General features: G+C 44.7%; 22 protein-coding genes. 9 read left to right on the top strand and 13 right to left on the bottom strand.

Annotated features, from left to right (window positions below):
• The first annotated feature begins 195 nt into the window (after window positions 1–195).
• Complete coding sequence (gene gltX, locus C505_RS0101280) at window positions 196–1,605, top strand: glutamate--tRNA ligase (protein WP_026317641.1); 1,410 nt, start codon at window positions 196–198, stop codon at window positions 1,603–1,605.
• Between the two features lie 110 nt (window positions 1,606–1,715).
• Here gltX and C505_RS0101275 read toward each other — a convergent pair whose 3' ends face one another.
• The 9 genes from C505_RS0101275 to C505_RS0101235 all read right to left on the bottom strand — a co-directional run bounded on the left by C505_RS0101275 (window position 1,716) and on the right by C505_RS0101235 (window position 10,612).
• Entirely contained in the window at window positions 1,716–2,942 is a 1,227-nt protein-coding gene (locus C505_RS0101275; protein ID WP_018690787.1) for a pyridoxal-dependent decarboxylase, exosortase A system-associated, read from the bottom strand.
• Entirely contained in the window at window positions 2,939–4,510 is a 1,572-nt protein-coding gene (locus C505_RS0101270) for an acyl-CoA ligase (AMP-forming), exosortase A system-associated (protein ID WP_018690786.1), read from the bottom strand. Before C505_RS0101270 ends, C505_RS0101275 begins: the two co-directional genes overlap by 4 nt.
• Complete coding sequence (msbA, locus tag C505_RS0101265; protein ID WP_018690785.1) at window positions 4,507–6,255, bottom strand: lipid A export permease/ATP-binding protein MsbA; 1,749 nt, start codon at window positions 6,253–6,255, stop codon at window positions 4,507–4,509. Before msbA (C505_RS0101265) ends, C505_RS0101270 begins: the two co-directional genes overlap by 4 nt.
• Window positions 6,248–7,117, bottom strand: coding sequence for a lysophospholipid acyltransferase family protein (locus C505_RS21080; RefSeq protein ID WP_018690784.1), 870 nt, complete (start codon window positions 7,115–7,117; stop codon window positions 6,248–6,250). The genes msbA (C505_RS0101265) and C505_RS21080 overlap by 8 nt, the downstream gene beginning before the upstream one ends.
• Before the next feature lie 41 nt (window positions 7,118–7,158).
• The gene (locus C505_RS0101255) at window positions 7,159–7,392 is read right to left on the bottom strand and encodes an acyl carrier protein (protein WP_018690783.1); all 234 of its coding nucleotides are present in this window, start codon (window positions 7,390–7,392) and stop codon (window positions 7,159–7,161) included.
• Window positions 7,393–7,577: 185 nt separating this feature from the next.
• Complete coding sequence (locus C505_RS21075) at window positions 7,578–8,282, bottom strand: DUF3108 domain-containing protein (protein ID WP_018690782.1); 705 nt, start codon at window positions 8,280–8,282, stop codon at window positions 7,578–7,580.
• Window positions 8,263–8,931, bottom strand: coding sequence for a phosphoribosylglycinamide formyltransferase (gene purN / locus C505_RS0101245; RefSeq protein ID WP_018690781.1), 669 nt, complete (start codon window positions 8,929–8,931; stop codon window positions 8,263–8,265). The genes C505_RS21075 and purN overlap by 20 nt, the downstream gene beginning before the upstream one ends.
• Window positions 8,928–9,980: a phosphoribosylformylglycinamidine cyclo-ligase gene (gene purM / locus C505_RS0101240; RefSeq protein WP_018690780.1), complete on the bottom strand. Its 1,053-nt coding sequence runs from the start codon at window positions 9,978–9,980 to the stop codon at window positions 8,928–8,930. The genes purN and purM overlap by 4 nt, the downstream gene beginning before the upstream one ends.
• 224 nt (window positions 9,981–10,204) lie before the next feature.
• Complete coding sequence (locus tag C505_RS0101235) at window positions 10,205–10,612, bottom strand: hypothetical protein (RefSeq protein ID WP_018690779.1); 408 nt, start codon at window positions 10,610–10,612, stop codon at window positions 10,205–10,207.
• 132 nt (window positions 10,613–10,744) lie between these two features.
• Between C505_RS0101235 and C505_RS0101230 the strand changes: the two genes are divergently transcribed.
• Genes C505_RS0101230 through C505_RS0101220 form a run of 3 tightly spaced genes read left to right on the top strand, consistent with a single transcriptional unit; the run spans window position 10,745 to window position 12,945 of the window.
• Window positions 10,745–11,701, top strand: a complete 957-nt coding sequence (locus C505_RS0101230; RefSeq protein WP_018690778.1) for a hypothetical protein — start codon at window positions 10,745–10,747, stop codon at window positions 11,699–11,701.
• Between the two features lie 11 nt (window positions 11,702–11,712).
• Window positions 11,713–12,711: a GNAT family N-acetyltransferase gene (locus C505_RS0101225; RefSeq protein ID WP_157368711.1), complete on the top strand. Its 999-nt coding sequence runs from the start codon at window positions 11,713–11,715 to the stop codon at window positions 12,709–12,711.
• Window positions 12,712–12,762: 51 nt separating this feature from the next.
• Window positions 12,763–12,945, top strand: a complete 183-nt coding sequence (locus C505_RS0101220; RefSeq protein ID WP_018690776.1) for a hypothetical protein — start codon at window positions 12,763–12,765, stop codon at window positions 12,943–12,945.
• Between the two features lie 96 nt (window positions 12,946–13,041).
• On the opposite strand, the gene C505_RS21070 is transcribed toward C505_RS0101220, so the two are convergent.
• Window positions 13,042–13,332 (bottom strand): hypothetical protein, encoded by a 291-nt coding sequence (locus C505_RS21070; RefSeq protein ID WP_018690775.1) that lies wholly within the window; start codon window positions 13,330–13,332, stop codon window positions 13,042–13,044.
• A 92-nt stretch (window positions 13,333–13,424) separates the two neighbouring features.
• The gene (locus C505_RS0101210; RefSeq protein ID WP_018690774.1) at window positions 13,425–14,243 is read right to left on the bottom strand and encodes a helix-turn-helix transcriptional regulator; all 819 of its coding nucleotides are present in this window, start codon (window positions 14,241–14,243) and stop codon (window positions 13,425–13,427) included.
• Between the two features lie 113 nt (window positions 14,244–14,356).
• On the opposite strand from C505_RS0101210, the gene C505_RS0101205 reads away from it, so the two are divergent.
• The 3 genes from C505_RS0101205 to C505_RS0101195 all read left to right on the top strand — a co-directional run bounded on the left by C505_RS0101205 (window position 14,357) and on the right by C505_RS0101195 (window position 16,026).
• Window positions 14,357–14,791, top strand: coding sequence for a hypothetical protein (locus tag C505_RS0101205; protein WP_018690773.1), 435 nt, complete (start codon window positions 14,357–14,359; stop codon window positions 14,789–14,791).
• Complete coding sequence (locus tag C505_RS0101200) at window positions 14,788–15,300, top strand: GNAT family N-acetyltransferase (protein WP_018690772.1); 513 nt, start codon at window positions 14,788–14,790, stop codon at window positions 15,298–15,300. Before C505_RS0101205 ends, C505_RS0101200 begins: the two co-directional genes overlap by 4 nt.
• Before the next feature lie 63 nt (window positions 15,301–15,363).
• On the top strand, window positions 15,364–16,026 hold the full coding sequence (locus tag C505_RS0101195) for a hypothetical protein (protein WP_018690771.1): 663 nt from the start codon (window positions 15,364–15,366) through the stop codon (window positions 16,024–16,026).
• A gap of 3 nt (window positions 16,027–16,029) precedes the next feature.
• On the opposite strand, the gene C505_RS21065 is transcribed toward C505_RS0101195, so the two are convergent.
• Window positions 16,030–17,745 (bottom strand): bifunctional metallophosphatase/5'-nucleotidase, encoded by a 1,716-nt coding sequence (locus C505_RS21065; RefSeq protein WP_018690770.1) that lies wholly within the window; start codon window positions 17,743–17,745, stop codon window positions 16,030–16,032.
• A gap of 31 nt (window positions 17,746–17,776) precedes the next feature.
• Window positions 17,777–18,286 (bottom strand): DUF2062 domain-containing protein, encoded by a 510-nt coding sequence (locus C505_RS0101185; RefSeq protein WP_018690769.1) that lies wholly within the window; start codon window positions 18,284–18,286, stop codon window positions 17,777–17,779.
• 31 nt (window positions 18,287–18,317) lie between these two features.
• On the opposite strand from C505_RS0101185, the gene C505_RS0101180 reads away from it, so the two are divergent.
• Window positions 18,318–20,582: a DNA internalization-related competence protein ComEC/Rec2 gene (locus C505_RS0101180; protein ID WP_018690768.1), complete on the top strand. Its 2,265-nt coding sequence runs from the start codon at window positions 18,318–18,320 to the stop codon at window positions 20,580–20,582.
• 62 nt (window positions 20,583–20,644) lie between these two features.
• Window positions 20,645–22,384: a lipid A export permease/ATP-binding protein MsbA gene (gene msbA, locus C505_RS0101175; protein ID WP_018690767.1), complete on the top strand. Its 1,740-nt coding sequence runs from the start codon at window positions 20,645–20,647 to the stop codon at window positions 22,382–22,384.

Below are 22,384 nucleotides of genomic sequence, written 5' to 3'. Positions count from 1 at the left end.
CTGAGTTAATAGTATTTTCTCAGTATAAGCAGGGATTGATATTCTAACCCGCTTTTTCTTTAATTTGTGCTCAGGTCTCTTTATCTCGCCTCATAAAGTAAGTGCAAGCTGAATCTGGCTTTAGTAGAATGCCGTGCATTGATTTTTACTTTCACGATGCTCAATTCGCAGCATTCATTCGGAAAAGGTTTCAAGATGACTTTAACCACACGTTTTGCGCCAAGTCCGACGGGCTACTTGCACGTTGGTGGTGCGCGCACAGCACTGTATTCCTGGCTTTATGCAAAGAAAAATGGCGGTGAATTCGTCCTTCGTATTGAAGATACGGATTTAGAGCGTTCAACGCAGGAATCAGTCGATGCCATTCTGGAAGGCATGAACTGGCTTGGCCTCGATTGGACACAAGGCCCGTTCTATCAGACGAAGCGTTTTGATCGATACAAAGAAGTGATCCAGCAATTACTGGATGCCGGTCATGCTTATCGCTGTTATTGTACGCCGGAAGAAGTGGATCAAATGCGCGAAGAACAAAAAGTGCGTGGTGAGAAGCCAAGATATAACGGGCTATGGCGAGATAGAACGGATCATCCAGAAGACAAACCTTTCGTCATCCGTTTCAAGAATCCGCTTGAGGGTACTGTAGTCATTGAAGATCTCATCAAAGGTCGAATTGAAATCAGCAATACGGAATTGGATGATCTGATCATTGCGCGCTCTGATGGTACGCCAACGTACAACCTGACGGTTGTTGTGGATGATTGGGATATGAAAATGACCCACGTGATCCGCGGTGATGATCACATTAATAATACACCGAGACAAATGAATATTTTGGCCGCTTTGGGTGCGTCGATTCCGCAATATGCCCACGTGCCAATGATATTAGGTGATGATGGCAAGCGCCTATCTAAGCGCCATGGTGCCGTGAGTGTGATGCAATACCGTGATGAGGGTTACCTGCCAGAAGCATTATTGAACTACTTGGTTCGCTTGGGATGGTCTCACGGTGATGAAGAGATATTCTCAAAAGAGCAAATGCTTGAATTATTTGACTTGTCTGGTTGTAACCGTGCGCCATCTGCGTTCAATACAGAAAAACTTCAATGGTTAAACCAGCACTATATGCGTAGTTTACCAGCAGAATACGTCGCAGAGCATTTGGCATGGCATATGCAACAAGCGGGTTTGAATACAGAGCATGGTCCTGCGTTGACAGATGTGATTGCGATCCAGGCTGATCGTGTGAAGACGTTGAAAGAAATGGCTCAAATCAGTGAGTATTTCTATGCGGACTTCGATGCACTTGACGAAAAAGCGGCAAAGAAACATCTGCGCCCAGTTGCACAACAGCCTTTGGAGGTTGTCCGTGACAAACTTGCAGCATTAACGGATTGGACCGTAGAGGCAATCCAGGCAGCCATTCACGGTACAGCAGAAGAATTAGAAGTCGGCATGGGCAAAGTTGGTATGCCACTTCGAGTTGCGGTGACAGGTGGTGGCAATTCACCTTCATTGGATGTGACGCTTGTATTGATTGAAAAAGACAAAGTAGTTGAGCGAATTAATCGCGCGATTGCATTTATTGAAGCGAGAGCGGCGGAATAATTGGTTCAGCGCAAACCAGTGACTTTTAAAGATGTTACCAATAAAAAAGCCGGATAAAAAATCCGGCTTTTTGCCTTTCACTGTTGGTGTTCAACGAAATGAAGGCTTCTCTATATCATGATCTCAACCAGATCTGGTTGACTTAAAAACTGCTGTGGGCTTGCTGTTGCACCATATGCACCAGATTGAAAAACCACAATGTGATCACCAATCTCCGCTTTCGGAAGTTCTAATTTTGCACCAACGATATCCAGTGGTGTACATAATGGACCGACGATCTCAACTTTTTCTAGTTCATCACTCAAATGGCGATTAGCAATCATCACTGGATAGTTTTTACGGATCACCTGACCGAAGTTGCCTGAGTTGGACAAGTGATGATGTAATCCGCCATTGGTCATCAGGAAGGTTTGACCCCGAGAGATTTTTTTATCCGTCACTTCACACAGGTAAATGCCCGCTTCTCCGACAATATAACGGCCCAGCTCAATCACGATTTCACTGTTTTGAATACTTTCTGATCTCGAGTCCATCAGTACATTGAGGTTCTCAGCGATAGGCGCCAGATCGAGTGCTTGCTCACCCGGAAAATATGGTATTCCAAATCCGCCGCCAATATTGATGTGTTGAAATGGTACCCGTGACGCTTGCGCAAGTTCAGCGGCCAATTCAAACGTCTTCTGATGGGTTTCAATCAGCGCATCCGTATTGAGGTTTTGAGAGCCTGAGAAGATATGCAATCCATGTAATTCAATCCGATTGAGGTCAAGATTGGTTAAGATCTCAGGCAGTTGTTCGCTATCAATGCCAAACTGCTTCGGTCCACCCGCCATTTTCATGCCCGATGACTTCAACTCAAATGCAGGATTGACGCGAAAAGCAATCTTCGCTTTTTTTCCAAATTGGTGACTGATCGCTTCAATCCGTTGTAACTCCGTTTCAGATTCCACATTGATGATCACGCCACTGGTGATGGCTGCGAGAAGCTCTTTTTCAGACTTGGCAGGGCCTGCACAGCTGATCTGTGTTGGCGCTTTACCTGTCGCAAGCGCGGTCAGTAACTCCTTATGAGAGGCAACATCCAGTCCATCCACCTGCGACCCAATATGCTGAACGACGGCAGGCATTGGGTTGGCTTTGATGGCGTAGTGTAACTTCAATGCTTTAGGAAGCATCTTGCGAAGGTGTTCTATCCGCGCTGTTATCAGCTGGCGATCGTATATATAACAAGGTGTTTGGCCCGCGATGGCTGCAAGTTCTGCTGTTGTTTTTCCAGCAAATATCAGTTGGTTGGCAGCCGTATGGATCCGGGTGAGGCGGTCATGCTGGAGACTCATTGTTTTTCTCCTTTGCAAAAGTGATGTTTATAATCTCGATTGAGCGCTGCTCTATCCGGTTTTCCATTCGCATTTGTCACGATTGAGGTTAATGCGATCATGTCTTGTGGGATCATAAAGCTCGGTAAATTCTTGCGACAGAAGTTTTGAATGTCAGCCAAGAATACATTCTCTTTTTCAATGATAAAAAGAAGGATTGCCTGTCCAAGTTCATCATGTGGGACACCAATGACAATGGCCTCCTTGACCAGCCCGGACTGATAAACCAGCTCTTCAACTTCTTGTGGGCTGACACGGTAGCCAGAGGTTTTGATCATTTCATCAGTTCGGCCAATGAAGTATAGATATCCTTCACTATCTATTTTGACAGTATCACCTGACCAAACTGCAATTTCTGGAAGGGGTCCCTGGGTAAGCGCCTTGGGAAGTGGTTGAAAGCGCTCCTGTGTTTTTTCTTCATTCTTCCAATAGCCAAGACTCACCAGTGGTCCACGATGCACAAGCTCACCCGGCTCTTCAGGTTGGCAGCATTCGCCTTTTTCGTTGATCACCAGTATCTCTGCGTTGGGGATCGTTTGACCAATGGAACCTGGACGAATATCAACTTGTTCTGGAGGAAGGTAACAAGAACGAAACGCTTCTGTCAGGCCGTACATCAGGTATGGTTTTGTATTTGGAAGTTGCTCGCGAAGTACTTTCGTGATGTGAACTGGCATCGCACCACCAGTATTGGTGAAATAGCGTAAGTGCTCGCGGGTAGATTCTGGCCATGCCATTCTTGCCAGTTTGATCCAAAGGGCAGGAACGAGGGCCAAGCCCGTGATTTTCTGCGCGACGACTTGTTTGAGGATATCCTGCGGAAACAGGTATTCCATCAAGTAACAGCTTCCACCCGTCGCAAACGAAATCGTCATCTGACTAAACCCATAATCAAAACTAAAAGGTAGGGCGCATAGCAGCCTGTCTGTTTGCTGGTTGTCAAGATATTCAGCAACACTATATGCACCAGTCACCATATTTTGGTGGCTGAGCATGACTCCTTTTGGTTTGCCTGTACTCCCAGATGTGTAGAGTAAGGCAACCAGATCAGTGCTGATCATGCGATGAGCCGGAAAGTCAGACTTTAATTGTATGGCTTCGTCCCACGTCATCAGCGGGATATTCCCGAATGTATCCTGAGGTTCATCAATCAAGATCACTTGTTTCAATGATGAAAGTGCATCAGGTGACATAGTCTTGAGTCGCGCACTGTTCGTGATGAGCACTGTTGCTTGCGCATCTTGAATAATATGCGTGGCTTGGGGAGCTTTTAAAATTGGATTGATGGGGACAAAGACCAACCCAGCCATACTTGCACCAAAATAACTCATGACCGCTTGTGGGACCTTTGGGAGGTAAACGGCGACGCGATCACGTTGATGGCGTTGAAGCGCACGCAGCATCTCTGACGCTTGCGTCACTTGATCGGCGAGTTCTTGATAAGTAAGCCATGTATCTTTAAAGCCAAGCGCCTCGGCCTGTGGTGTCTTCTTTGCCTGGCTCAAGATCAATTCGTGCAATAACTTCATGCTTCTGCAACCTCTCTATTTTTATACAGGCTTGCGTAAGCCCCATCTGCATCAATCAGGGATGCGTGTGTGCCTTGTTCCAGCAGGCGGCCATGTCCAAGGACCAAAATACGATCAACATCTTCAATCGCTGCGAGTCGATGTGCGATCACAATGGTCGTTTTGCCACGTTGAAGGGTGGTTAAGGCGTCATTTATCAGTTTTTCAGAGATTGGATCGAGTGCTGACGTGGCCTCATCAAGAATGAGAATCGGTGCATCTCTTAAGAACGCGCGCGCAATCGCAATGCGTTGGCGTTGACCACCGGATAGCTTACCCCCATTTTCTCCAATTGGTGTGTTCAGGCCCTCTGGGAGGTCTTGCGCAAAAGAAAGCACATGTGCAGCCTCTGCTGCGGCATAGATTTCTTTTTCGCTCACTTCCCGGTTACAGCCATAAGCGATATTGGCGGCGATGGTGTCGTCAAATAAGATCACTTGTTGAGACACAAGCGAGAACAACGAACGCAGATGACCAAGCTGGATCTGTTCTATCGGATATTCGTTGAGCTGAATTTGCTGTCGCGGGGCATCATAAAAGCGAAGCAGGAGATTTGCCAAGGTCGACTTACCACTACCAGACTCACCGACGAGGGCGATGGATTCACCTGCTTGAATATTCAGTGTGATCTGATTAAGCGCAGGTTTTTCTGCACCAAGATGGAAAAACTCAAGTTGGTTGAGGGTAATCGATTTCAGCGTACTAATTTGCTGGGTGCCAGTATCTTTTTCAACGGGCTCATCGAGTAAAGCAAAGATACTTTCTGCCGCAGCAAGGCCGCGTTGGAGCTGCTCATTCACATTTGAGATTTGTTTGAGTGGCGCAAGTAATGAGCCCATCGCGACTAAGGTTGCTGTAAATGTCCCAGCGGATAACTCAGAAATGATGCTATCGAAGCTCGCTAAAAACAAGACTGCTGCAATGGCGAAAGAAGCAATCAGCTGGATCACAGGATTCGTCATCGCCGTTAAGGAAGCAAGCTTCATTGCTTGCTGGCGAAAACGGTTGTTCACGGTGAAGAAACGTGCTTGTTCTTTCTCTTGAGTTCCAAAAGCCCGGATCTCCTTTTGTGCCTTCAAGGTTTGCTCAATATGTCGGGTGACTTGACCCATTTGTCCTTGTAAATGACTACTCAAAAGACGAAAACGTGTCGACACCAAGCGAATCAGTCCAAATATCACTGGGCCAATCACAAAGAAAATCAAGGATAACTGCCAGCTGGTATAGAACATGATCCCAATCAGCACAGAAATAATAATGGTTTCTCGGATGGCAATGAGCAGTGCTCTTGAACTGGCATTCGCGATTTGCTCTGTATCGTAAGTCAGCTTAGCAATCAGCTCACCAGTTGCATGCCGTTCAAAGAAGGAGACAGGGAGCTTGAGTAGGTGATTGAATGTTTCTTGGCGGATCTGCATGATCACGTAGCTACTGACATAACTCAGCGTGTAATTTGAGACAAAGCTGGCCAGCCCACGAAAGAAGAAAATACCAATGACAAGCACTGAGCCAATTTTAAGGACGGAACCGTCATTTTTTGCCAGGCCATCATCGATGAGTGGTTTCACCAAATAGATCTGTCCAGCGTCGATTAAACTAAAAAGCACCATTGCAAATAAGCTGAGCAGTAGTGCTTTTTTAAATGAGATAAAATAACGCAGCAACCGATAAAAGTGTTGCTGCGAGGTTGATGTGATTTTAAGCATTCGTCGGTGTTGCCTCCGATGAAGTTGAATTTGATTGAGGTATCGCAAGGGGCGTTCGCCAACGGTTATAGGACCAATACCATTGTTCTGGATGTTGCAAAATGATGGTTTCGAAACGGTCATAAACCGACTGCATTGTTGCTGATATGACGGACTTATCCCGCGAAACTCCTGTTTCTGAAAAGGTTTCGATGTAAACCTGGTAGCGACCTTCAGACGTGAGAGTTGCGTAAGCAATTAAGAGTGGGCGGTTCGCCAGTGCAGATAACATTGCTGCGCCACATGGCCCTTTAGTACTCTGTCCAAAAAAGGTAAGCTCTGTATCATCCGCAAAATGATCGGCGTGAAGTGTGACAAACTGACCTTGTTTTATCGCTTGGACCAGTTTTAAAAAGCCGCCTTTCTCTCGCTTGTGAATACAGTTAATCCCTGCTTCTTTATAGACACGTATGCCTGCATTTAAAAATGGTGGAATATTCGACATCGTTGTCGATTTTCCTGTCATGCGGGCGATGGCTAAAGAGACAATCTCATAGCAACTCATGTGCATTGTTGCAATACTAGCACCTTGGCCGGAGTCCAAGATCCGTCTAGTCGATGCATCTGCAATGAGATCGATCGGGAGTTCATTCATCCAAAATGATTCAATCACTCCAAAACAAATGGTCTGGTAGGATTGATATGTGATCCGATTGACCTCAGTTTTAGTCAAGTCAGGCATACCAATGCGAACATTTTGTATTGCGCGCAGTCGCGTTTTCTTGGCGCATTTCAAAATAACAATGGCTAAACCATCTGAGATGCGGCGGCGAACGGGCCTGGGAAAGCACCGAAAAATTCGCACGACACAGAGGACAGCCATGTTAATTAGTTGATGTTTACTCATGTTGATTAGAAGCTGATTTATTGGGAGATAAAACTTGCTAAGCTGCCGAATGTCGCAAAGGTCTCTGCATCGATATCATCATCTACGATTGAGACACCAAATTGATTCTCCATTTCAATGATGAGTGTCATGATTGCCATCGAGTCAAACTCTGGGATCGCGCCGAGCAGTTCGGTCTGTTCGTCAAAGTCACTTGTGTCAATTGATAACGTCTCAGAGAGCAATTGCTTTAATTGGTTGATTACTGCCATACATCCTCCAACGATTTTGGGATTCCAAAAGGAGAGAATTCTAACTCTTTAGTCTTAACGTAACCTGAACAAAGCTTAATTTATTAGAAATAATTATTATTTATATTGGTGAGATGCAAGTGTTGGGTCGAAAAGTGAGTACAGGCCGGATCACCTGCACAAATTGATTGATAAACGAACGATTGCTAAAACTGAAAAGACTTGAGTTGAATATCCATCTCAATACTTCCGTTTTCAATGGTTTCAAGTCGCACAAGTGAATAATTTAAGGATGGAGCGAACCAGATATTGACAGCCTTATCTTTATTTTTGTATATCCGTTTGACGTGGATCGTTTCAAGTTCACCATAGGGGAGTTTGAGTTTGTCTTTTTTGACGAACTCAAAGTCATATTCGCGCGTACCGCCTTTGCGTTTTACGACGGCGTAATGGGCTTTCTTTTTGCCTGCAGCCATGTCCAGAGCAAGCTGTTGTTGATAACTCATGTTATCGAGCCAGTGCTTCTGGTAGTCGATTTTTAATGGCGCTTCTTCCATTTTTCGTTTGATGGCATTTGGCTCAAAAAACAACTGATAGTGGCGGTCAGAGCCAGTGCCTGTTCGCTTCATTTCATAATATTGCGATGTGAGCTGGTTGTCTTTGATAGTGAAGTGACTGGTTTCTTTTCTGTTATCTGACAAAAACAAAAATTTGATTCTGCTTTCATAACTCAAGACATAACCATTTTCTGTTTTCTCCAGCATACGTGTGGCAGTCCCTAAGGAGCTACCACCACGGATCACATCGTAAGTCGCATGATATGGCTTGAGCAAGTTATTTGCGAACGCAGGGATCGCAAGGAGTAAACTCAACAGGCTGAGCCAGGTTTTTTTATTGAATATCTTCTTCATCTTCATTCGCATATCCGTGTTGAGAAAGCGGCTGTCCATCTAACCAGGCTGTCCCTTTTTCCATTTTTAACCGGCCTGTACTCATCCATTCCAAGACGAGTGGGTAGACCCTGTGTTCTTGTTCATGGACGCGCTCTGCCAATATATCTGCTGTATCTTCTGGAAAAATGGGTACCTTGGCTTGTAATATCACTGGTCCACCGTCTAACTCCTCTGTTACAAAGTGGACACTGACACCATGCACACTGTCTTTTGCATCAATGGCACGCTGGTGGGTATTCAGCCCAGTATATTTTGGCAATAGCGATGGGTGAATGTTGAGCATTTTCCCCATGTATGTTTGCACAAACCCAGATGTTAGGATCCGCATAAAGCCAGCCAGGACGAGAATATCTGCTTCATATTGTTCTATGGTCGCAGCAAGTGCTGCATCAAACGCTTCTCTTGTGTCGTATGCTTTATGATCAACAATACAAGCCGGGATCCCAGCCAACTTGGCTCGTTCAAGTCCATAGGCATCAGGGCGATTCGAAATCACCCCAACAATATTTGCTTTGATCTGGCCTGTATTGGCCTGATCAATTATGGCTTGAAGGTTCGACCCACTGCCGGAAATCAAAACGACGGTTTTCGGTAGGGACGAGTTCATGGATTTACTCCGGAAATAAGCACCGATGGTTCACTTTCTTGGCGCGTTTGAATTTCACCAATTTCCCAAGCTTCGATACCAGATTGTTTTAATAGTTCAATACTTTTGACTGAGTCATCTGCCTCAACGGCTAAGATCATGCCAACACCACAGTTGAAAGTACGGTACATTTCAGATGTGGTAACATTACCATTTTCTTGCAGCCAGTTGAAAATTACAGGCCAATCCCAGCTTTCGCTTTGAATGACGGCTTTTGCATCATCAGGTAAAACGCGTGGAATATTTTCCCAAAAGCCACCGCCTGTGATATGGGAAAGCGCGTTCACGTCAACGGATTTGAATAATTTGAGTAATGGCTTCACATAAATCGCCGTTGGTTCCAAAAGATGGTTTGCAATGGTCTCACCTTTCAAGTCTTGCTGGATGTCCGCTTTCGCATGTTCAATGATTTTACGGATGAGAGAAAACCCATTCGAATGTGGGCCGGAGCTTGGTAGTGCGATAAGCTTGTTGCCTGCTTTGACGTTTGAGCCATCGATGATTTTTGACTTTTCAACGACGCCGACACAAAATCCTGCAATATCATAATCTTCACCATGGTACATGCCTGGCATTTCAGCGGTTTCGCCGCCAATGAGTGCACAACCGGAAATTTCACAGCCTTTTGTGATCCCCGTGATCACATCCGCAGCTGTTTTAACATCGAGTTTTCCTGTTGCGTAGTAATCAAGGAAAAATAAAGGCTCAGCGCCTTGTACAATCAGATCATTCACACACATTGCCACTAAATCGATACCAACACGATCGTGTTGGTTGAGGTCCATTGCCAGACGGAGTTTTGTCCCGACACCATCGGTCCCTGCAACCAGAATCGGCTCTTCATAGTTTTTAGGGATTTGACAAAGTGCGCCGAAGCCGCCCAAGCCGCCCATGACTTCTGGACGATGGGTTTTTTTGACTGCCCCTTTGATTTCATCAACTAGCGTATTACCTGCATCAATGTCGACGCCCGCATCTTTGTAACTTAAAGGGGTTTTCTTCTCACTCACGGAAATGGTTCCTTTTTAGGGTTTGGAATATTGAATTGGATTAAGGATGTGTTGGGGTCGCCATTGCAGCAACCGAAATTGGTCGATAGAAGATTGAAAATTGCAATGAGGTTTTCTTTCAACACAGCCAAAATGCAATCATTTTTATCATCAGTCGTAGGGTGGGCGCATTGTATCTCATTTTGACATCGAACAAAATCAAAATGGCGCGATGCCAAGAAATTTTATTGGACAACACCTTGCGTTGCGAGATCATAATATTTCGCAATGCTGACCTGTGGATCGTCAATCACTTTTTGATAAATTGTAGAAGCAAAGGGAAATGATTTGCCGGAGTATTTCACACATAGGAACGGTGCATCTGGATCACTTTCATCCTGAAACCATTCACCACCCACATTACGAATAAATGTTTCGCCAACATAGCCACCAAAAATATTGGAGATCGTAAATAAATGCTCTGACGAAAGTGGGTTTTCTTCATGCTCTAAGTTGTATTGAAGTAGAACAAAATCCAGTTTTGTCAGGCTATCCGGGGAAAAATCGAGGTCGACAGAGAATTGATCGGACGCAATAGTGACCGCATCCGTTGCTGCCTCTCTCATCACTTTTGCAATTTCTTCTTTTTCCATGATGATCTCTTATTAAAAATAGTTTGTTCTTCATTTGTTTAACACACCATAGCATTGAGTTTTCTATTCTTCAAAATTCACACTACACTGACAAGATGGGTCGACATTATCGCTTCACTGGTGAGAGTTGCCATGTCGTGTAAACTTTGGCGAACAACCCCCCGGATTGCCCAAGGGATCCGTAGAATCGATCTGGAATATGTCTTTCCAAGTGGTCGTCAGGCCTTAGCTTTTGCTGTGAAGTACCTCGGACTCAGTCGTGTCCATCGCATTGCAATCCCAGAATGGAGTTCACGCTGTGTGGTGAACGCCGTTGCTGCATTTGCAACGCCCATCCCTATGCGTGAAGTTCTCAATCATCATATCCAGGTGGATGCGGTGCTGCTCTATGAGCAATGGGGGTGGCCGAGTTTTAAACATCATTATCCAGAAGTAGAAGCGCGTTTCCCTCATGCCAAACTCATTCTGGATTATGTGGATTCTGCGGATGTTTTATCCCGTCAAGATTTGCTGAGTGATGTAGCAAAATCGGGCCAGCTTGCCCTCGTGAGCCTTGGTAAAACTTTGGGGTTTAGTGGCGGTGGATTGCTTGCCGCGAAGGATGGCTTGGTGCATGCGCCTGCTCCAATGCAAGAAACCTGGCAGCATAAAATTGCTGAAAGCATTGAGTTTGGGCATGACGCCATGTTCGATTATGTGACGAAGACCTATGTGACTCGCCTACCAACCATTTTATCCGATCAGGTGATGGCAGGGGACTGCTGGAGTGCATTTAAAGAGGAAGCACAAGCGAGAAGAAATCACTTGGCACTGGCTGAGCGATCAGCGCTTTCTCGCCACTGGCCGAAATGGATGTTTGAGGCTTTGGAGTCAGAACATTGTGCACCGGGGATCATTCCGCTGCTCGTATCAGCATCTGAGCAAATCACCGTTCAGAAACGCTGTGACAAGTTGGATATTGAGACTGCTTGTTTAAACTTTAATTTCTCAGATCATCCACTCAAACTAGACTATCGTCCATGCTTGGCAATCCCCATCCATGGTGAAATGGATGAAGAAAAACTGAATGGGATTGCGTCAGTACTTTAGGGGAAATCATCTTGAATATTCATACGACTGAGAGTGAGTCGTTTGCGCGCTATTGGCAAATGTTGCTAAGTGAAGCAGAAAATATAGCTTACTATATCCAACCAGAAGCACAGCGCTATTATGCTGCATACTTTGAGATTAATATTCAGGATGCCCGGGTTGTCGTTGAATTGGGGGGAGAACCGATCATCGGTTTGGCGATGACGCAACATCAGAAAAATGGGATCACATACTTTGGTTATGCTGGGCTAGGGGCGCAGTTGATTGTCCACCGGAATGCATCGGATACAGCACGTAAAGGTGCATATAAAGCGCTGATCCACCATCTTGAAAGCCGATTGAATGAAAATACACCGATTCGATTTGAATTCCATGAAAGCGTTCAGAACTCTCTATCACCATTAGCTTTGTGGTTGATGAAACATCAAGCAGAGTCATTGCCTTATTTTCAGCAAACGATCCATTTAAATGTACCGCTCAGCGAAATAAAAACGAATATCAGGAAAAGCTATAAAGGCGAAATCAAAAAAGGCGAAACACTACTTAGCCATCATATGACCGATCATGACAACTTTCAGAAGGGATGTATACAAGCCATGCAACAGCTCCACTTGGACGTTGCAGGGAAGAAAACACGCTCCGATGAAAGTTGGGATAGTCAAGAACGACAGATCGCAGCTGGTGAAGCTTTTTTGATTGAAGGGTACCTTGAGGAAGAGTTGGTTTCTGCTGGTTTGTATCTTTGCAGCCCAACAATATGTTATTACGGTGTCGGAGTGTATCAACGGGAACACTTTGATAAACCGCTTTCTCATATTCAAGTTTGGCTGGCGCTTCAGGAAGCTCAAAAACGGGGCTGTCGCGTTTTTGATTTTGGAGAAAGCTTTTTTGCGGGACAAAAGAAAGCTGATGGCGCAATACCAAACGAAAAAGAGTTACACATCGCGGACTTTAAGCGGGGGTTTGGTGGCCTATTTTTGCCTTCATTGAGGTTAGTCTTCACCCGTTAATCTTTTGATGCCCATACATTTGGCGAGAAAAGCGCATAAAGAAAGTTCAGAATGATGACGGGGAAATTAAGTTTGGATTTGTTATTTTTTTATGTAATTCAGCTTGATAAGGAATTTGGAAAATCACATCATGCAGCATACTCAAAACAATCGGCTAAGAAAAGGATAGGTGAGAATAAAATAAAGAAAGCAAATAGAGGAGCCACCAAAGGCGGTATCTTTGAAAGTCGTTGATCTGGAACATCGGTCGTACTTTTGTTTTACTGCAATGTTCCAGAATAATCGAGCTAATCGTAAATTCGTGTCATGGATTGACAGTCATTGTCAGGATTAAAAATTAAAATCAATATCGATGAGGTTTTCACCCAGATCATCACTTGCCAAGCTCACGATCGTATTTTTGGTAAAACCAACTTTGATATATTTATTTTCGTTGCCCCAAGTGCAGAGATCAGCCACAACAATATCTTCACAGTGATCAGGCTTGCCTAGAATGTCTTCGACATAAGCGCGCTTTTGGCCAATCTGTAGTTTTGCGTAGTTTTCTTTTGTGAGTTTACTACACCCTGCAAGCGCCATTGCGGTACCGAGCACGAGCAGCAGTTTTACTTTTGTTTGCATGAATACATCCTCAAATAACTTCTAAGATGGTTTATCGCTGTTGAGTGGGGGACTTTCCAAAAGATAAACTCATCTTCTTAATCTTAACATGATCACTCAGTAACATCTTGTGTTTTATGCTTCCGCCACGCAGCTGGCGTCATACCGTAAGCTTTTTTAAATTGTCGGATAAAGTGGGTGACATCTTGCCAGCCGACTTGTTGTGCGATGGCATCCACTTTTTCATCCGTATGCAGAAGGCGGGAGCAAGCTTGGGCTAGACGATGTTGATTGATCCAGGCGCCCACTGTAAATCCGGTTGCTTTTTTGAATGCTGTTGCAAGGTACGCTGGGCTGTAATGGACTGCACTGGCGACATCTTTTAAAGAGATGGGGTGGAGGCAGTGCTTTTCGATATAAGCCATCGCGGCAGATACGCCTGAAGGACGTTGGGTTTCTAGCGGGTTGTGGTGGGAGGCTCTTACAATTTCTCCAAGTAATAACAGGAGAAGACAACGGCTGAGTGTGAATGACTCTGGTGTTACGCGTTGCGTTTCTTTTTTGAGCTCATTAAATAAGGTCAATAGATATGGATGTCTTTCTTTTGGTATTGGGAACACGGGCACTGCGCCGAGTCTGACTTGTACAAAGGGAGCCAAGAGAGGGTCGCTTTCATCCAATTGGAGGCATTGGACACAAAAGCTGGCGTAAGTGATCCGAATATCTTTTCCAGAAACTAAATAGTGGGGGACACCGGATGGGATCAACATCATCATCCCAGGCTGGATCTGGACAGGTTCGCCAAGATCCATGGTGTACTCACCTTCCAATAGAAAATGAAACATATGATCTGTTTGAGCAGCATGTTTATCTGGTAATAGTACGGGGATAGCATGATCACCGACTTCAATCGCTGAGTCAGAATGAGACATAACAACAACACCTAAAAATAAGCCGATACAAAGGTAAGATACGCTCTATTTTGCATTGAAATTAGAGAAGATAATAGTCGCCAGAGTAACAAAAAGCCGATTTTGGAGGTTGTATGAATCTAACACTTGCATTGATGGGTCTTGCCGTATACACCCTAATTTGGAAAAAAATGCCAGAATGGCGCTGGTTTGCGGCAATACTAGAACAATTACCACGCTCACTGCGATCACTTTATGATTTTCTTCGATGCCCGTTCTGCTCTGGCTTCTGGATTGCATTATCACTCCATGCCCTGACCGGCTTACAGACTGTTCCAGCATTAGCGGAAATGTCGGTGACGCTCGGTTCTTTTGGTTTAGTGCTTGGGTGGTTCCTTGATGCCCTGACCACAGCGCTGATAATTTACACAGGTCAGCTTGGTCTTGAAGCAATCAGTGGACCTGCAATCAAAGGATATGAAATGACAGAAGCATTTAAGCAAAAAATGATGGTAGAGGTGGCGTCAACAGATGCACAACCATCAGCGCAGGAGACATCAACCACATGAGTGAGTGCTTAAAAACGAATCGTCTGGTCTGTTTAGACTGGGCGACTCAACAACAATTTTCTCCTCAAGATGAACAATTACTGCAATGCATCATCGAGACAGTCACAGAGCAAGCATGTCAGCACTTACCTGGAAACTGGCAACCCGTAAACACCAAAGAAGAAGCAGTTCATTGGTTGAAGGAACGCGAAGCAGACGGTCGGTTACTATTTGTCATCCATCAAGCATTACAGGAACCAATCGGATTTGTCCTGCTCTTCGAAGAATTCATCAAAGATAAGCAGCATGTGAATTTGGGTTACTTGCTTTCTGAGCGATTCCAAGGGCAAGGTTTTGGTACTGAGTTACTGAATGGGTTTGTGGAATGGCGCAGCCGTATCAGTGAGCCGCAAGTGATCCATGCGGGGGTATCGGTTGATAACCCAGGTTCGATCCATCTCTTAGAAAAAGCGGGTTTTGAACGGGTGAGTGTGCAAGATAGTGTATTGAGTTATGTGCTAAGTATTTGACATACTAGTACACATCATTAACACTATCCGAGAGGAAATTTTTTAATAAAAAAGGATGGAACGATGAAAAAATCACTTCTTTTTCTCTCAACAGCATTACTTTCTACACCCGTATTTTCGATGGACCTTCTTCATCAAAGTTACCAGGCTTCTGCGACGGTTGGGGCTCAAGGTGAACGGGTGCGGTTTTATGAAAACGAAAGTTTTCGTGAAGAAACCCCAGTGCATACGTCATTTATGGCGACTAAATCCGGTGATGGGATCACAACATCCATGGATTATTCCTTGGATGTGTCACATTTTGTGAACGAAGTCAGCGTCAATTACCATGTTGATGCAAAGGTAACGCGCTCAGATGAGCCTAGAATCTCAGGTACTTTAAGTCAGCGTGGTGTTTCTTATCATCACTTTCGTGCCACAGGAAATGGTGTGTTAGTGGCGCACTTGCGTGTGATAGATGCAACATACGAATGTCCAGAGCGGAAAACCTGCTTGCCAATGAACGCAAACGTGAGTGCCTATGGTAACCGCCAAAAAGGCGTGGTTGCTTATGATATTAAAAAGGGCTTTCGAGATGGGGTGGATACGATCCAAATCCCAGTTGAGGAAGGTAAAACTTATTATGTCCGGTTTAATACAGGTTCCAGTACGTCAGGTGGTATCCCCGCACAACATGTTTCTGCGAAATACAACCTGACTTGGTCGATTGCGTATGATTCTGAGTAGCGCTTATTCGCTTTGATGGCGTCGAGGGGGGTGGTAAAACACCGCCTTTTCTTCATTTGGCGACAGTGTATCTAGCGCACGAGCGAATTCGATAAAAGCAACCGCACATTCTGTCCCTAAGTCCTCTCGAGCAACAGCATGGTTTAATCCATCATAGCCTTCTTTGCCCGCTGCGGTATATGAGGAAGACACCCCGCCATAGTAAGCATCGTCTTTGACTGGGACCCATTGGCCTTGGTCATCTTTGACTTCTAAGCGGGTCAGCCGTTGGTCTTGTGGTTGATCTCCCTGATACTCATATCTTAAGTTAAACCCATAAGGGAAGCTGCCTGTTCCAGAGCCTTGGATACCATTGTCGGTTGCGTTATCGATTGCACATTCGAGCGCGTGGCGAAGGTGCTTTCCTGCGACTTTAAAATATACAACAGAGCAGGCAAACGGGATCAAACGGCCCATGATTTCGGCCTCAGTGAGATCTCCTGCAGGAAGTGGCACGCGAGACCCTCCCGCATTATAAAGCCCGAAATGTAATGGCGACACTTGTTGAGAAGCGAACATATACATGGCTTGTGCAACGAGGGGAGAAACTTGGCATCCCTCGGGGCGTTGTTCATCTGGAATACGTTGTACTTCCAACCTATCTGCTACGGTTGTGATGACGTTATTATCCATTTCATCGATGGCAGGTTTTAACTTTTGTTCGATATACGCTTCAATGCTTTTATCCGGCTCGATTTCCATTACACCAGCGTGTTGAAAGACAGCTTGCTTTACCTCGGATAGTATCGCGTCGTGTTTTGCGTCAACAAACAATGTTTCTGTATTTGAAAGCAGGAAATAGCTACTGCCTTCGCAGCGAATGCAATGACCATTTTCATCGATTTCAACATCACCAATGCCAAGCGTTTCTGCGAACTTGCCGGCTTGAAGAACTGCGGTATTGTTGACCATTTCACCATAAGGTCGCGCATCTAATCCAAAGTCGGCGAACTCACCTTGGAGGGTATGTGAGTGACCACCAACGATGATGCTGATCCCTTTCACTTTATCTGCCAGTTCCAGATCGCCTGCATAGCCTAAATGACTTAGGACGAGAATACGTCGGATCCCTTGTGCATGGAGCGCATCAATGGTTCGTTGCGTTGTTTCAATCGCATTGTGAAAGAGCGTATCCTCATCAGGAAAAGAAATGTCTTTGATCCGATCAATCGTGATCCCAAAAATTGCTAAAGTCTGGCCGTCAATTTCTTTTTTGAGTACTTTCGCAATCTTTGCTTTGGGGTCGTAATCGTATAACAAGTCATGACCACTCAATGCCGTGAGTTTATTTGGGTCTTCCTGACTTAAATCCATATTTCCAGAAAGAGTTGGAAATTTCACTTCATCCAGAAATGTTCTGACAGGGCCATTGCCTAAGTCAAACTCATGATTTCCGAGTGTCATTGCATCCGGCATGAGTTGATTGAGTAGATGTGCATTGGCTAGGCCTTTAAATTTACTGAAGTAAGTCGTTCCCTGAAAACTGTCACCAGCATGGAGAAAAAGTGAAGTCAGTTTTGATTGTTGTTGGCATTTTGTAATGGCTGACTTTAACCGAGCATAACCTCCACTTTGAGTTTGAACTTGCACATGCATGCCTTCAATATCCAATTGAAAAGAAACGGGGGTTGGCTCAAAATGTGAGTGAGTATCATTGATATGCAATAATTGAAATCGCAAATATTTCTCCAGAATGTTGTTGTATTAGCATTTATCTAAATGCGCGCTCTTTCCATGATTTTGCAACAGAATAGCGCCAAGCGTAGTCGATAAAAAAGTAACCGAATAGCGCGAATAGCACACCCAGCGTACCACAGCCAACCAAAAATGCTGGGCCGATAGTTGAAAGGCTGTTGACGAGCCATTCCCAACTCGCTTCAAATGCAAAGTCTCCTTGTTCTTGTCCCAAGATCAAAGTCCCGACAAGATAACAGCCATAGAATATAGGTCCCATTGTTAATGGATTCGTGATCCAAACCAGCGCAATGGATATCGGCAAATTGACACGTAAGGGGATGGCGAGTGCGACGGCAAGGACCATTTGAAAAGGAACAGGAACGAACGCGAAAAACAGGCCAACTGCGAATGCACCTCTTGCAGAACGTCGGTTCAGGTGCCATAAATTCGCATCATAGAGCAAGTTGCCAAAAATCTTTAATGCTTTTTGGTCCTTGATGGTCTGGTGATCTGGTAAAAATTTCTTTATTGTCTTCTTTGGCATAAAGGCCACACAGTACTACATGGATTGTTGAATGATGACACAATGGTCTTTCAGTTTTATAACAGGATCACTATTCTCCTTATTTTTACCGCAAGTTCCAGAAGAAGATAGTATTTTATTCCTTCTTTTTTTCGCCTTGGCGTTATTATGTACGAGATTTCGACTTTTTGCCGTAGGAATACTCGGTTTTGTTTGGTTTCAGGGACATATAATTGAGCAGCTTAGCTGGCAACTGCCTTCAACATTGATAGCGAAACCCGCTTCGTTTGTTGGCCAGATAACGCAACGAGATGTTTTCGACAATCAACTTCGTCTCGATATTCAACTCACGTCACTGAATGATATACCCATTGAGCGATGGCGCCCTCCAAAAGTTCGACTTTATTACAAGCTTGAGACCCCAACTAAAAGTGAACAGTTCCATCAAGGGGATACTCTTAGGGGTATTTTGCGCTTAAAGCCTGTGCGTGGCTTGCTCAATCAACATGGGACAAATATGCGTTTGCGCTATTTTCGTGCACATATTGTGGCGACGGGTTCACTGAAGGAAATCCAGCAGCATACCCATACCTGTAGCGTCATTGAGCGACAAAAGCTTGAATTCACACATAAGGTTCAACAGTTACTTTCTCAACAAACATCCGCGAGTACATTGCGTGCGATCCTCCTGGCGCAACGTCAGGGGCTTTCTGAAGCGCAACGAGAACAACTCATGAAAACAGGGACAAGTCATTTATTTGCGATATCCGGCTTGCATATTGGGATTTTGTTTTTCTTCATCAGCAGCCTCTGTCGCTGGTGTATTTCACCAATGTGCTTTCTTTTTCGCAGTGATAAAAGCATCGTGATAGCCAGAAGCATTGCGCTGATGACCTGTTGCTTTTACGTATGGATGATCGATATGCCGATGTCGGCCATCCGGGCGTTAGTGATGCTGGCTGTCTGGTTGATTATTTTTCATGGGATTGGGACTTGCTCGAAGCGAGCCCTGTTGCTGCTGACCTGTATGGTGATCCTCTTGTTTGATCCGTTTTGTTTTCTGGATATTGGTTTTTGGCTCTCGTTTGGGTGTGTCAGTGTGATCTTCTTAATAACGAGTTTATATCAACAAAAACCTGGAATAGCAGGTGCTTTCAGGCAAATTGTGATCCTGCAAATCGGATTGACTTGTGTGATGTTGCCGTTGAGTGTTGTGTTTTTCCAAGGAGCTTCTGGTGTGTCTCTATTTGTAAACTTCATCGCTGTGCCATTGTTTTCGATGTTTCTAATGCCACTTTTTGTGTTGCAATTAGGGCTACTCAGTATGGATATCAATACATTATCTGGATTGGTTGATTGGCTGTGTGAAGGGGCATGGGCGGGATTAAAATTTGCAGCGACCTTCTCCTGGTCTTGGTTGCCCATTTCTCATGCTGATTTATGCTGTTTATTGTTTTTATTTATCTGTATTGCAACAGGTCATTTCTTTTTTCAACGATGGCAGAAAATAGCTATATTGTTGATTGGCATAACACCACTTTTGCTCATGAGCGTTCATGGAGAAAAACGCCAAGCAGAGTTACATATGATAGATGTGGGACAAGGGTTAAGTCTTGTTGTTCTGACGGCTTCGGGAAAAGTACTTGTGTATGATACGGGTCCTGCTTATCCGGGTGGATATATTGCTGCCCGGTATTCATTGATCCCATTTCTCCATGCGCGGGGAATACGACACATTGATCGTTTGTATTTAAGCCATCGGGACCGTGATCATATCGGTGGATATGAGACGTTGGCGCGTCTTTTTTCGATTGATGAAGTGATCCGTGGACCATCGTTTGGTAAGGAAAACGGGTGCTCTCCGAAACAGATACAGTGGGCAGGAATAGAATTGACGCATATTTGGCCCAGGCATTCACGCGTTGACAATAAAAACGATAGCTCTTGTGTGGTCATGCTTGAAATCGCAGGGAAGCGAATATTATTCCCTGGTGATATCAGTCAGGCGGTAGAGCAACAAATTGAGTCGCGATTATCATCTGTCGATATTCTGATTGCACCACATCATGGCAGTCGGACATCCAGTAGTCGACAGTTTTTAGAAGCAATACGTCCGAAGGTAATCTTGGTGAGTGCTGGGGCAAACCATGTGTATCGTCATCCTGCAAATGAAGTCACAGCGCGATATGACAAATTGGGGATCCCATGGTTGAATACAGGGGATGTTGGGCATATTCAGGTATCTTTCTCAGAGGAAAAATGGCATCTATCCAACTATCGGGGTGACTTTTCTTTTTTCTGGTTTCAAAAATTATGATTTAACTGCGGGTTGGCCTCATATAAAATAGGTCCCGTTTTTCGTATTAAACAGGATTTTTCGTGTCTGATTATTCTTCAAAACAGAATTACAAGCGCTTGTTAGGGTATGTCAAAGACTATCGCGCGATGTTTGTCCTGTCGATCATCGGTATGATTGGATATGCTTCCGTCGACACTTTTGTGATGGGCATGCTCCAGGTCTTTATTGATCATGGACTGACTGAGAAAAATAAAGAAATTCTTGGCACGGCACCGTTTTTTGTGGTCGGCTTATTTCTCCTTCGTGGATTGTTCAACTTTATGAGCTCCTATGGCTTGAGTTGGGTTGGTTCTCAAGTCGTTGTGAACTTTAAAAACCAGCTATTCCAGCATTTTATGGATTCTCCCGTCTCGTTTCATGATCAAAACTCGACAGGTGAACTCATGTCGAAGATTTTGTATGAAACAGAGCAGGTCCAGCAGGCTTGTACAAAAGCATTAATCGTCTTAGTCCGTGAAGGTGTTTTTGTGATTGGATTGTTTGCGGTGATGTTTTATCACAGTTGGGTGCTTTCTTCCGTCTTGATTATCTTAGCGCCAATCGTTGCAGTCATCGTAAAAATTGTATCCAAACGTTTTCGTAAAATCAGCCAGAACCTGCAACAAGCAGCAGGGGACGTGACACGTTCGACCGAGCAAATGCTCAAAGGCCATAAAGTGATCCTGTCTTTTGGGGGGCAGAAATTAGAAGCTGAGCGATTTGCACAGATGAACAAAGTGAACCGACAGCAGCGACTTAAAATGGATGTCACCTCGACCGTGAGCGTATCTGTGATCCAGCTGATAGCTTCAGTTGCGCTTGCATTTGTCTTATTTATGGCGAGTTTTCCAGAAATTGTGAATTCATTAACAGCGGGTCAGTTTACCTCATTGCTATCCTGTATGGTCATGTTACTGCGTCCATTAAAACAATTGACGACGGTGAACTCCGAATTCCAAAAAGGGATGGCTGCGTGTGGCAGTTTGTTTCGTTTATTGGATATGGAGAAAGAACAAAATACAGGCACTGTGATGCAAGCGCGTGTGGATGGTGAGATCCAGATCAAGGACCTCACTTTCACTTACCCAACAAAAGAAGAGCCTGCGTTAAAGTCGCTGAGTTTATCTATTCCTAAAGGGAAGACAGTCGCACTTGTCGGACGCTCTGGCTCTGGAAAGTCGACGCTTTCGAACTTGCTGCCTCGCTTCTATGAAATCGAAGAAGGACACATCACCATTGATGGTATTCCGGTACAAGATTTTGAATTAAAATCCTTGCGCCGTCAGTTTGCAATCGTCTCTCAGCAAGTGATCTTATTTAACGATACGATTGCGAATAACATTGCTTATGCGATGCCGGATGTGACATGTGAACAAATTGAGAATGCGGCAAAATTAGCGTTTGTCAGTGAGTTTACGGATAAATTACCAGAAGGGCTGGATACCTTAGTTGGTGAAAACGGGGTGATGCTCTCAGGTGGGCAACGTCAACGCATTGCGATTGCGAGGGCATTATTACGTGACGCACCGATTTTGATCTTGGATGAAGCAACATCAGCACTGGATACTGAGTCAGAAAAAATGATCCAGAAAGCCTTGGATAACCTTCAGAAAGAACGAACCAGCTTAGTCATTGCTCACCGTCTATCGACTATTGAAAATGCGGATGAAATCATCGTGCTTGATCATGGTCAAATTATCGAACAAGGCGATCACCAAACGTTGCTCGACAAAGGTGGCGCATATGCTGCACTTCGTATGATGCAGTTTGGAGAAGGTTAG

This window comes from Algicola sagamiensis DSM 14643, from assembly GCF_000374485.1.
GTDB classification, from domain to species: Bacteria; Pseudomonadota; Gammaproteobacteria; order Enterobacterales; family Alteromonadaceae; genus Algicola; species Algicola sagamiensis.
The sequence above is the reverse complement of the archived record's forward strand: the minus strand, read 5'-3'. Positions and strand labels throughout refer to the sequence as shown.

Excerpts from the sequence above, each read along its gene's own strand:
- gltX (WP_026317641.1), top strand. The coding sequence starts at position 196 with ATGACTTTAACCACACGTTTTGCGCCAAGTCCGACGGGCTACTTGCAC.
- C505_RS0101275 (WP_018690787.1), bottom strand. The coding sequence starts at position 2,942 with ATGAGTCTCCAGCATGACCGCCTCACCCGGATCCATACGGCTGCCAAC.
- C505_RS0101270 (WP_018690786.1), bottom strand. The coding sequence starts at position 4,510 with ATGAAGTTATTGCACGAATTGATCTTGAGCCAGGCAAAGAAGACACCA.
- msbA (WP_018690785.1), bottom strand. The coding sequence starts at position 6,255 with ATGCTTAAAATCACATCAACCTCGCAGCAACACTTTTATCGGTTGCTG.
- C505_RS21080 (WP_018690784.1), bottom strand. The coding sequence starts at position 7,117 with ATGGCTGTCCTCTGTGTCGTGCGAATTTTTCGGTGCTTTCCCAGGCCC.
- C505_RS0101255 (WP_018690783.1), bottom strand. The coding sequence starts at position 7,392 with ATGGCAGTAATCAACCAATTAAAGCAATTGCTCTCTGAGACGTTATCA.
- C505_RS21075 (WP_018690782.1), bottom strand. The coding sequence starts at position 8,282 with ATGAAGAAGATATTCAATAAAAAAACCTGGCTCAGCCTGTTGAGTTTA.
- purN (WP_018690781.1), bottom strand. The coding sequence starts at position 8,931 with ATGAACTCGTCCCTACCGAAAACCGTCGTTTTGATTTCCGGCAGTGGG.
- C505_RS0101235 (WP_018690779.1), bottom strand. The coding sequence starts at position 10,612 with ATGGAAAAAGAAGAAATTGCAAAAGTGATGAGAGAGGCAGCAACGGAT.
- C505_RS0101230 (WP_018690778.1), top strand. The coding sequence starts at position 10,745 with ATGTCGTGTAAACTTTGGCGAACAACCCCCCGGATTGCCCAAGGGATC.
- C505_RS0101220 (WP_018690776.1), top strand. The coding sequence starts at position 12,763 with ATGATGACGGGGAAATTAAGTTTGGATTTGTTATTTTTTTATGTAATT.
- C505_RS21070 (WP_018690775.1), bottom strand. The coding sequence starts at position 13,332 with ATGCAAACAAAAGTAAAACTGCTGCTCGTGCTCGGTACCGCAATGGCG.
- C505_RS0101210 (WP_018690774.1), bottom strand. The coding sequence starts at position 14,243 with ATGTCTCATTCTGACTCAGCGATTGAAGTCGGTGATCATGCTATCCCC.
- C505_RS0101205 (WP_018690773.1), top strand. The coding sequence starts at position 14,357 with ATGAATCTAACACTTGCATTGATGGGTCTTGCCGTATACACCCTAATT.
- C505_RS0101200 (WP_018690772.1), top strand. The coding sequence starts at position 14,788 with ATGAGTGAGTGCTTAAAAACGAATCGTCTGGTCTGTTTAGACTGGGCG.
- C505_RS0101195 (WP_018690771.1), top strand. The coding sequence starts at position 15,364 with ATGAAAAAATCACTTCTTTTTCTCTCAACAGCATTACTTTCTACACCC.
- C505_RS0101185 (WP_018690769.1), bottom strand. The coding sequence starts at position 18,286 with ATGCCAAAGAAGACAATAAAGAAATTTTTACCAGATCACCAGACCATC.
- C505_RS0101180 (WP_018690768.1), top strand. The coding sequence starts at position 18,318 with ATGATGACACAATGGTCTTTCAGTTTTATAACAGGATCACTATTCTCC.